Source organism: Pseudomonas pudica, assembly GCF_015680405.1.
Taxonomy (GTDB): domain Bacteria; phylum Pseudomonadota; class Gammaproteobacteria; order Pseudomonadales; family Pseudomonadaceae; genus Aquipseudomonas; species Aquipseudomonas pudica.
In genome coordinates this window covers 1-9,415 of sequence record NZ_JADLJS010000086.1, presented here as the reverse complement: position 1 = coordinate 9,415, position 9,415 = coordinate 1, and the positions used below count along the sequence as shown (strand labels likewise).

General features: G+C 61.6%; 9 protein-coding genes. 6 read left to right on the top strand and 3 right to left on the bottom strand.

Annotated features, from left to right (window positions below; all coding sequences use genetic code 11):
- Positions 1–115: 115 nt before the first annotated feature.
- The gene (locus IRZ77_RS26425; protein WP_085599708.1) at positions 116–703 is read right to left on the bottom strand and encodes an LOG family protein; all 588 of its coding nucleotides are present in this window, start codon (positions 701–703) and stop codon (positions 116–118) included.
- Positions 704–1,052: 349 nt separating this feature from the next.
- On the opposite strand from IRZ77_RS26425, the gene azu reads away from it, so the two are divergent.
- Positions 1,053–1,502 carry an azurin gene (gene azu, locus IRZ77_RS26420; protein ID WP_015271990.1) on the top strand — a complete coding sequence of 150 codons (450 nt, stop codon included), beginning with the start codon at positions 1,053–1,055 and terminating at the stop codon, positions 1,500–1,502.
- 79 nt (positions 1,503–1,581) lie between these two features.
- On the opposite strand, the gene nadE is transcribed toward azu, so the two are convergent.
- Positions 1,582–2,409: an ammonia-dependent NAD(+) synthetase gene (nadE, locus tag IRZ77_RS26415; RefSeq protein WP_196174626.1), complete on the bottom strand. Its 828-nt coding sequence runs from the start codon at positions 2,407–2,409 to the stop codon at positions 1,582–1,584.
- Between the two features lie 3 nt (positions 2,410–2,412).
- Positions 2,413–3,618, bottom strand: coding sequence for a nicotinate phosphoribosyltransferase (gene pncB / locus IRZ77_RS26410; protein ID WP_046613299.1), 1,206 nt, complete (start codon positions 3,616–3,618; stop codon positions 2,413–2,415).
- Between the two features lie 526 nt (positions 3,619–4,144).
- Between pncB and IRZ77_RS26405 the strand changes: the two genes are divergently transcribed.
- The 5 genes from IRZ77_RS26405 to IRZ77_RS26385 all read left to right on the top strand — a co-directional run bounded on the left by IRZ77_RS26405 (position 4,145) and on the right by IRZ77_RS26385 (position 9,241).
- Positions 4,145–5,281: a branched-chain amino acid ABC transporter substrate-binding protein gene (locus IRZ77_RS26405; RefSeq protein ID WP_196174625.1), complete on the top strand. Its 1,137-nt coding sequence runs from the start codon at positions 4,145–4,147 to the stop codon at positions 5,279–5,281.
- Between the two features lie 156 nt (positions 5,282–5,437).
- Complete coding sequence (locus tag IRZ77_RS26400; RefSeq protein ID WP_013974411.1) at positions 5,438–6,352, top strand: ABC transporter permease subunit; 915 nt, start codon at positions 5,438–5,440, stop codon at positions 6,350–6,352.
- A 2-nt stretch (positions 6,353–6,354) separates the two neighbouring features.
- Positions 6,355–7,656, top strand: a complete 1,302-nt coding sequence (gene livM, locus IRZ77_RS26395; protein ID WP_046613297.1) for a high-affinity branched-chain amino acid ABC transporter permease LivM — start codon at positions 6,355–6,357, stop codon at positions 7,654–7,656.
- Entirely contained in the window at positions 7,653–8,528 is an 876-nt protein-coding gene (locus IRZ77_RS26390) for an ATP-binding cassette domain-containing protein (protein WP_010955466.1), read from the top strand. Before livM ends, IRZ77_RS26390 begins: the two co-directional genes overlap by 4 nt.
- Positions 8,525–9,241, top strand: coding sequence for an ABC transporter ATP-binding protein (locus IRZ77_RS26385; protein WP_015271986.1), 717 nt, complete (start codon positions 8,525–8,527; stop codon positions 9,239–9,241). Before IRZ77_RS26390 ends, IRZ77_RS26385 begins: the two co-directional genes overlap by 4 nt.
- Positions 9,242–9,415: the final 174 nt, after the last annotated feature.

Genomic DNA, 9,415 nt, shown 5'->3' with positions numbered 1-9,415 from the left:
GGCACCTCTGGCATTCAGCTTGCCATTCACCGCTCTCACTTCAGATTCTAATCCCCTCTCAAGACACAAGCTGGCTTGCCGGCGATTGGGCTGCAAAGCAGCCCCTGTTGCAGGTTTAGTCAGGCTTCCTGTCGACCCACTTCGGCGCCACCGGCGCGACAAATTTGTCCATGCCGTCCAGCAGCTCATCCGGCTGCTGCCCGAGCAGCAACATCGCCCGATGTTGCGGCCGCACGAAGCCTTCTTCGACGATATGGTCGAGGAACCCGCCCAGCTTCTCGTAGAAGCCGTTAACATCCAGCAACCCCAGCGGCTTGGCGTGATAGCCCAATTGCCCCCAGGTCCATACCTCGAACAACTCCTCCAGCGTACCCAGCCCTCCGGGCAGGGCGATGAATGCATCGCTCAGCTCGGCCATGCGTGCCTTGCGCGCGTGCATGCCGTCGACCACTTCCAGGCGGCTGAGGCCCTTGTGGCCGATTTCGGCATTCATCAGGCTCTCTGGGATGATCCCGATCACTTCGCCACCGGCCGCCATGGCCGCGTCGGCGACGGTGCCCATCAGGCCGACTGCACCGCCGCCATAGACCAGTGTCAGGCCGCGACGGGCAATCGCCTGGCCCAGTGATATGGCCGCTTCACGGTAGGCGGGGTTGGCACCAATGCTGGCGCCGCAGAACACACAAACGGAACGTACGGGCATTGCTCATCTCCAGTCACTCAGGCTGACAGGGTAAGGCCCATGTCCTACAGTTCCAAGGCCGGTTTCACTCCGGCCGGGAGAATTCGCAGATGGCGCCGGTGGCTCCATGGGCGTAGGCCGCCAGCACGCTGTTCATCAGGCTTCCAAGGGTCATTTCGTATTGCTCCTAAATGAGAGGTTGTCCCATCGTCCAATAAAAGGGCATGATGTGCCCTTGAATTGGTTGTATACAATCCATTGAACAATTCTACTGGCTGGCCTCTTGACAGCCCCTTGACCCATATCAGCAAGGGGCTGAACGGTTTCAGGCAGTCTCGCAATTGATAAAACCCTGCCAAGGAGATTCATGATGTTTGCGAAAGCTGTAGCGGTATCCCTGCTGACCCTCGCCAGCGCCTCTGTCTTCGCAGCCGAGTGCTCGGTGACTGTCGACTCCACCGACCAGATGTCCTACAACACCAAGGAAATCACCGTCGACAAGAGCTGCAAGGAATTCACCGTCAAACTGACCCACTCCGGCAACCTGCCGAAGAACGTCATGGGCCACAACCTGGTGATCAGCAAGACTGCCGATATGCAGGGCATTGCTACCGAAGGCATGAGCCAGGGTCTGGAAAAGGACTACATCAAGGCTGACAACGCCGCGATCATCGCCCACACCAAGATGATTGGCGCTCCTGAGAAGGAGACCGAGGTGAAGTTCGACGCTACCAAGCTGGAAGCCGGTGGCGACTACAGCTTCTTCTGCACCTTCCCGGGCCACATCTCGATGATGAAGGGCAAGGTCGTCGTCAAGTAATCAAAGGCTGACGGTGAATCCTGTGGGAGCGTTTCGGCGCCCCGATGAACCCGCTCCCACAGGTCTTTCTACAGCCTGATCAAGGGGCGAACGGCAGTTCGCGCTTGTGCTGGGTCTTGCGGTAGGTAGCGACGATGATATCGAACGCTTCCTGATCAACCGGCTGCCCATGCAGGAAGGCATCGATCTGCTGGTAGGTCACGCCATGGGAGGCTTCGTCCGGCTTGCCCGGCGCCAGGTCTTCCAGGTCTGCAGTCGGCACCTTTTCCACCAGTGACTCCGGCGCACCGAAGCTGCGCGCAATCGCCCGCACCTGGTTCTTCACCAGCCCGCTCAGCGGTGCCAGGTCGCAGGCACCATCACCGAACTTGGTAAAGAAGCCCATCACCGCCTCGGCGGCGTGGTCGGTACCGATCACCAGGCCCGCGCGGGCACCAGCGATGGTGTATTGGGCGACCATGCGGGTACGTGCCTTGACGTTGCCGACCACGAAGTCCACCAGCGTCGGCGAGCCGTTCTTCAACTCCACCACTTCAGCCGCCAGCGCCCGTACTGCCGGGGCGATATCCACAGTGTGCACTTCGTCGGCCTTGATCACTTCCAGGCACGCCTGGGCGTCATGCTCGTCATGCTGGACCTGGTAAGGCAGGCGTACGGCGATGAAGGTGTAGGTCTTGTCGCCGGTTTCGGCGCGCAGCTCGTTGATGGCACGTTGGGCGAGCAGTGCGGCGGTCAGCGAGTCGACGCCGCCGCTGATGCCCAGCACCAGGGTCTTGAGCCGGGCGTTGGCCAGGCAATCCTTTATGAACGCCACGCGCCGGGCTACTTCGGCCTCGAGCGCGGCGGCGTCGGCGAACGGCGGCTGTACCTTCAGCGCCTGGGCAATCTCTTGCTGAACCGCTTGCATGGGTTACTCCTTGCTGGGGACTTTGAATACATGGCGCATGTAGGCGACGAAGTTCTCGTCGCGGCATTGGGTCTTGGCGGCTTCGTCCGAGATTTTCGCTACCGGCGCGCCGTTGCAGTCGGTCATTTTAAGCACGATGCTCATCGGGGCCACACCTGGGATATCACAGGTCAGGTTGGTGCCGATGCCGAAGCTGACGTTGATGCGACCGCGCAGGGCTCGGAAGATTTCCAGCGAGCGGGTCAGGTTGAGACCGTCGGAAAAAACCAGGGTCTTGGTCATCGGGTCGATACCCAGTTTCTGGTAATGGGCAATGGCCTTTTCCGCCCAGGCCACCGGTTCGCCCGAGTCGTGGCGCAGGCCGTCGAACAGCTTGGCGAAGTACAGATCGAAATCGCCGAGGAAGGCATCCATGGTGATGCAATCGGTCAGGGCGATGCCAAGCAGGCCGCGATACTCGCGCACCCAGCAGTCGAGCGCGGCGATCTGGCTATCGATCAGTCGCGGGCCGAGTTGCTGGTGGGCCATGATCCATTCATGGGCCATGGTGCCCAGAGGCTTGATATCCAGTTTCCATGCCAGGTCGACGTTGCTGGTGCCGACGAAGCGCCCCGGGAAATCGTCGCGCAGCACGCGCACCACTTCTTCCTGCACGCGGCTGGAAAAGCGTCGGCGGGTGCCGAAGTCGGCCACCTGCAGTTCGGCCAGTTCATCGTCGCTGGCATGCGCGCGCAGCCAGTCGAACTTGCGGTACAGCTGGTCGCGGGCCTCGGCCAGGCGCATGCGCGGGTGCAGGTGGCGGTTGCGCACTTCACTGATGATCGCCAGCAGCGGCACTTCGAACAGGATCACATGCAGCCACGGGCCTTTCAGGCGCAGGAACAGCTGGCCGTTTTCTATCCCCAGGCGTACGTAGCGCAGGTTGAAGCGGAACAGGCGCAGAAAGCGCAGGAAGTCAGGCTTGAGGAAGCTGATGCGTTCCAGGAAGGCCAACTGGCCGTCATCCAGGGTGAGGTCGCTGAGCAGTTCGAGCTGGTTGCGGATCTCGCCGAGGTAGGGGCGCAGGTCCTCGCCGTTGCGGCAGCGGAATTCCCATTCGACGTCGGCGTCCGGGTAGTTGTGCAGTACGCCCTGCATCATGGTGAGTTTGTAGAAGTCGGTGTCGAGCAGGTTGTGCACGATGCGCTCGGCGAATGCGCTCTCGCTCATCAATGGGGCTCCGGAAGCGGCGAATGGCGGACATTGTGCCAGCCTTTTCGGCCTTGTTGTGCCTGTTGCGGCCCTATCGCCGGCAAGCCAGCTCCCAGAAGTAACCCACAGGGCCGGAATTTGCAGTGTTCCTGTGGGAGCTGGCTTGCCGGCGATAGGGCCGGAACTGCCAAAACAGATGTGTTTTTTCGTGCACCAGCTAGCCTTGAAACGGTGCCGCCTGTAGCAGTCGCGCACCAGCTGTGTGCAGTTCGGTGACGTCCGCTGTTACAGGGCGGTTGCACGTTAACACTTGCCAGGGTTGCAATGATGGCACTCGATGGTTGCTCCTTGTCTGTACGTGTGGTGGCGCCCGCCGCGTGGCAGACGGTTGCACGCTCAATAAAGAAAAGGCCGTCGGTCGCCTGCCAGCAACCTGCACAGTGTGTTTTCCCGTAAGACAAAACCTATGGCACGGCCCTTGCTCGGAGCACTGGGCTGAGAAGTTGTAGTGCCAACCAAAAAAAAACTCTAGGAGCACCACCTCATGTCGCAGACGTTTTACAAGAAAGGTTTCCTGGCTCTGGCCGTAGCTACGGCACTGGGTGTTTCTTCGTATGTTCAGGCCGACGTCAAGATCGGTGTAGCGGGCCCGATGACCGGGGCTAACGCAGCGTTTGGCGAGCAGTACATGAAAGGTGCGCAGGCAGCGGCCGACAAGATCAACGCCGCCGGTGGCGTGAACGGCGAGAAAATCGTCCTGGTCAAGGGCGATGACGCCTGCGAGCCGAAGCAGGCCGTGGCCGTGGCCAACCGCCTGGTCGACCAGGACAAGGTGATCGGCGTGGTCGGCCACTTCTGTTCCTCCAACACCATCCCGGCCTCCGAGGTATATGACGAGGCTGGCGTCATCGCCATCACCCCAGGTTCCACCAACCCACAGGTCACCGAGCGCGGCCTGGGCGCCATGTTCCGCATGTGCGGCCGTGACGACCAACAGGGCATCGTCGCCGGCGACTACATCGTCGACGTGCTCAAGGGCAAGAAAGTCGCGGTACTGCACGACAAGGACACCTACGGCCAGGGCCTGGCCGACGCGACCAAGGCACAGCTGGAGAAACGCGGCGTCAAGCCGGTGCTGTACGAAGGCCTGACCCGCGGCGAGAAGGACTTCAGCGCCGTGGTCACCAAGATCCGCTCCACCGGTGCCGACGTGGTCTACTTCGGTGGCCTGCACCCGGAAGCCGGCCCGCTGGTGCGCCAGCTGCGCGAACAGGGCCTGAAGGACGTCAAGTTCATGTCCGATGACGGCATCGTCACCGATGAACTGGTGTCCACCGCCGGCGGCGCACAGTACGTCGATGGCGTGTACATGACCTTCGGTGCCGACCCGCGCCTGCTGCCGGACAGCAAGGCGGTGGTGGAGGAGTTCCGCAAGGCCGGTACCGAACCTGAAGGCTATACCCTGTACGCCTATGCCTCGCTGCAGGCCCTGGCTGCAGCGTTCAACGGCGCCAAGTCGAACAAGGGCGAGGAGGCTGCCAAGTGGCTCAAGGCCAACCCGGTGCAGACCGTCATGGGCGAGAAAAAGTGGGACTCGAAGGGTGACCTGACCGTGTCCGACTACGTGGTCTACCAGTGGGATGCCCAAGGCAAGTACCACCAGCTGGAAAAACAAAAATAACAACGGCCCACGGCCCGGGCGCGTCAGCCCCCGGGCCAAAGCCCAGCGGTACCTGTCTTTATCCGTAGATCTGCACAGTACTGCGCTGCGAGGGCCGCCTGTCCCAGGCCCGCCGTGGTCGGCGCTCGTGCAATCTCAATCAGGTGAGATTGCGTTATGGATGGTATTTTCCTGCAGCAACTGGTCAACGGCCTGACCCTCGGGTCGGTCTATGGCCTGATCGCCATCGGCTACACAATGGTCTATGGCATTATCGGCATGATCAACTTCGCGCACGGCGAGGTGTATATGATTTCCGCGTACCTCGCGGCGATCAGCCTGGCATTGCTGGCTTACTTCGGTATCGAGTCGTTTCCCCTGTTGATGCTGGGCACCCTGTTGTTCACCATCGTCGTCACCGGTGTGTACGGCTTCACCATCGAACGCATCGCCTATAAACCCCTGCGCAACTCCACCCGTCTGGCACCGCTGATCAGTGCCATCGGCATCTCGCTGATCCTGCAGAACTACGCGCAGATCAGTCAGGGCGCCCGCCAGCAAGGCGTGCCAACCCTGCTGGAAGGCGCCTGGCGTGTCGAAGTGGGTACCGGCTTCGTGCAACTGACCTACACCAAGATTTTCATTCTGGTGGCAGCCTTCGTTGGCATGGGCCTGCTCACCTACGTGATCAAGTACACCAAGCTCGGCCGCATGTGCCGTGCCACCCAGCAAGACCGCAAGATGGCCTCGATCCTGGGCATCAACACCGACCGGGTGATCTCCTACGTATTCGTCATCGGTGCGGTGATGGCCGCCCTGGCCGGCGTGCTGATCACCATGAACTACGGCACCTTCGACTTCTACGCCGGCTTCATCATCGGCATCAAGGCGTTCACCGCCGCGGTGCTCGGTGGTATCGGCTCGCTGCCTGGCGCCATGCTCGGCGGGATCATCCTGGGCATTTCCGAGTCGCTGTTCTCTGGCCTGATCAACTCCGACTACAAGGACGTGTTCAGCTTCTCGCTGCTGGTGATGATCCTTATCTTCCGCCCGCAAGGCCTGCTGGGCCGCCCGCTCGTGGCTAAGGTGTGAACATGTCCATTGCCAAAACTGCCTCTGTTCCTGAAACCAAGGGTTTCGATATCAAACGCAGCCTGCTGGAGACCATCGTCGCCGGCCTGCTGGCACTCATCGTGTTTGGCCCTGTCGTCGGCGTGGTGCTCGACGGCTACACCTTCAATGCCGAGCCGCGGCGTGTGGCCTGGCTGGTCGGCGGGGTGATGCTGGGGCGCTTCCTGCTCAGCCTGTATCTGCAGACTGCCGCCGGCTCGCGCATGCTCCAAGGCTTCGAAAGCGGCGGCTCGGGCGTGCATGTGCGCGCGCCGAACTACGTATCGCGGCTGCGCTATATCATCCCTGCGCTGGTGGTGATTGCCATCGTCTTCCCGATCTTCGCCAACAAGTACCTGCTGACCGTGGTCATCCTCGGCCTGATCTACGTGCTGCTGGGCCTGGGGCTGAACATCGTGGTCGGCCTGGCCGGCCTGCTCGACCTGGGCTACGTGGCGTTCTATGCCATCGGCGCGTACGGCCTGGCGCTGGGTTACCAATACCTTGGCCTGGGCTTCTGGAGCGTGCTGCCACTGGCCGCCATCGCAGCGGCGCTGGCGGGGTGCATACTCGGCTTCCCGGTGCTGCGAATGCACGGCGACTACCTGGCGATCGTGACCTTGGGCTTTGGCGAGATCATCCGCCTGGTGCTGAACAACTGGTTGTCGTTCACCGGCGGCCCGAACGGCATGCCGGCACCGGCGCCTACCTTCTTCGGCCTGGAGTTCGGCCGCCGGGCCAAGGACGGCGGGGTACCGATCCACGAGTTCTTCGGCTTCGATTACAACGCCAACCTCAAGTTCGTGTTCATCTACGCGGTGCTGTTCATCGTCGTGCTGGCAGTGCTGTACATCAAGCACCGCCTGACCCGCATGCCGGTCGGCCGTGCCTGGGAAGCGCTACGCGAAGACGAGATCGCCTGCCGCTCGATGGGCCTGAACCACGTGCTGGTCAAGCTTTCGGCGTTTACTCTGGGTGCTTCCACCGCCGGCCTGGCCGGGGTGTTCTTTGCCACCTACCAAGGCTTCGTCAACCCGTCGTCGTTCACCTTCTTCGAGTCAGCGCTGATCCTCGCCATCGTCGTGCTCGGTGGCATGGGCTCGACCGTGGGCGTGGTGATCGCGGCCTTCGTGCTGACCGTGGCGCCCGAGTTGCTGCGCAGCTTCTCCGAATACCGCGTGCTGCTGTTCGGTGTGCTGATGGTGCTGATGATGATCTGGCGACCGCGTGGGCTGATCCGCATCAGCCGTACCGGTGTGACCCCGCGTAAAGGAGTGGCGCCATGAGCGACGATATCATTCTCTCGGTCGACAACCTGATGATGCAGTTCGGTGGCATCAAGGCGCTCAGCGATGTCAGCCTGAAGGTCCGGCGCAACCAGATCTTTGCACTTATCGGCCCTAACGGTGCGGGCAAGACCACTGTGTTCAACTGCCTGACCGGGTTCTACAAGGCCAGTGGCGGGCGCATCGAGCTGAACGTGCGCGGCAGCCACACCAATGTCATCCAGCTGCTCGGCGAGCGCTTCCAGGCGGCAGACTTCGTCTCCCCGGCGCGCTTTGCCAACCGCATGTACTACAAGATGTTCGGCGGTACCCACCTGGTCAACCGCGCCGGCCTGGCACGCACCTTCCAGAACATTCGCTTGTTCAAGGAAATGTCGGTGGTGGAGAACCTGCTGGTGGCCCAGCATATGTGGGTCAACCGCAACCTGCTGGCCGGGGTGCTCAATACCAAGGCCTACCGCAAGGCCGAGAGCGACGCGCTGGACCACGCATTCTACTGGCTGGAAGTGGTGGATCTGGTCGATTGCGCCAACCGACTGGCTGGCGAGCTTTCGTACGGCCAGCAGCGCCGCCTGGAAATCGCCCGGGCCATGTGCACGCGGCCGAAGATCATCTGCCTGGACGAACCAGCGGCTGGCCTGAACCCGCAGGAAACCGAGGCACTCAGCCGCATGATCCGTGTGCTGCGTGACGAGCATGACATCACCGTGGTGCTGATCGAACACGACATGGGCATGGTCATGAGCATTTCCGACCATATCGTGGTGCTCGACCACGGCAACGTTATTGCCGAAGGCGCGCCGCAGGATATCCGCCACAACCCGACGGTGATCGCCGCCTACCTGGGTGCCGATGAAGAGGAACTGGTATGAGTGCACCCATTCTCGAACTGAAGGACCTGGACGTGTTCTACGGCCCGATCCAGGCGCTGAAAAAGGTCTCGATGCACATCAACGAGGGCGAGACGGTCAGCCTGATCGGTGCCAACGGTGCCGGCAAGTCGACCCTGCTGATGTCGATCTTCGGCCAGCCGCGGGCGGCCTCGGGGCATATCGTGTACCGTGGCACCGACATCACTCGCAAGTCGTCGCACTACATCGCTTCCAACGGCATCGCTCAGTCGCCGGAAGGGCGCCGGGTGTTCCCCGACATGACCGTCGAGGAAAACCTGATGATGGGCACCATCCCCATCGGCGACAAGCATGCCGACGAAGACATGCAGCGCATGTACGAGCTGTTTCCGCGCCTGAAAGAACGGCGTAACCAGAGGGCCATGACCATGTCTGGTGGCGAGCAGCAGATGCTGGCGATTGCCCGCGCGCTGATGAGCCGGCCAAAGCTGCTGCTGCTGGATGAGCCATCACTGGGGCTGGCGCCGATCGTGGTCAAGCAGATCTTCTCGACCTTGCGTGAGCTGGCCAAGACCGGGATGACCATCTTTCTGGTGGAGCAGAACGCCAACCATGCGCTGAAACTGTCGGACCGGGCTTATGTGATGGTCAACGGACAGATTCGCATGAGCGGCACGGGGCAGGAGCTATTGGTCAACGAGGAAGTTCGTAACGCCTATCTCGGCGGGCATTGAGTTGCATCGGGGGCCGCTTTGCGGCCCTTTTCGCCGGCAAGCCAGCTCCCACAGGTACTGCGCTGCCCTCAGGGCCTGTGTGGTCCCTGTGGGAGCAACTGTCTTGCTCAATTTCTAAAAGCTGGCGTGATCCCTGTGGGAGCGGGCTTGCCCGCGAACACGGGCGAAGCCCGT

What these genes read in the sequence shown, in the direction of transcription:
- IRZ77_RS26400 (WP_013974411.1), top strand. Translation starts at nt 5,438, where the DNA reads ATGGATGGTATTTTCCTGCAGCAACTGGTCAACGGCCTGACCCTCGGG.
- livM (WP_046613297.1), top strand. Translation starts at nt 6,355, where the DNA reads ATGTCCATTGCCAAAACTGCCTCTGTTCCTGAAACCAAGGGTTTCGAT.
- IRZ77_RS26425 (WP_085599708.1), bottom strand. Translation starts at nt 703, where the DNA reads ATGCCCGTACGTTCCGTTTGTGTGTTCTGCGGCGCCAGCATTGGTGCC.
- pncB (WP_046613299.1), bottom strand. Translation starts at nt 3,618, where the DNA reads ATGAGCGAGAGCGCATTCGCCGAGCGCATCGTGCACAACCTGCTCGAC.
- IRZ77_RS26390 (WP_010955466.1), top strand. Translation starts at nt 7,653, where the DNA reads ATGAGCGACGATATCATTCTCTCGGTCGACAACCTGATGATGCAGTTC.
- nadE (WP_196174626.1), bottom strand. Translation starts at nt 2,409, where the DNA reads ATGCAAGCGGTTCAGCAAGAGATTGCCCAGGCGCTGAAGGTACAGCCG.
- IRZ77_RS26405 (WP_196174625.1), top strand. Translation starts at nt 4,145, where the DNA reads ATGTCGCAGACGTTTTACAAGAAAGGTTTCCTGGCTCTGGCCGTAGCT.
- azu (WP_015271990.1), top strand. Translation starts at nt 1,053, where the DNA reads ATGTTTGCGAAAGCTGTAGCGGTATCCCTGCTGACCCTCGCCAGCGCC.
- IRZ77_RS26385 (WP_015271986.1), top strand. Translation starts at nt 8,525, where the DNA reads ATGAGTGCACCCATTCTCGAACTGAAGGACCTGGACGTGTTCTACGGC.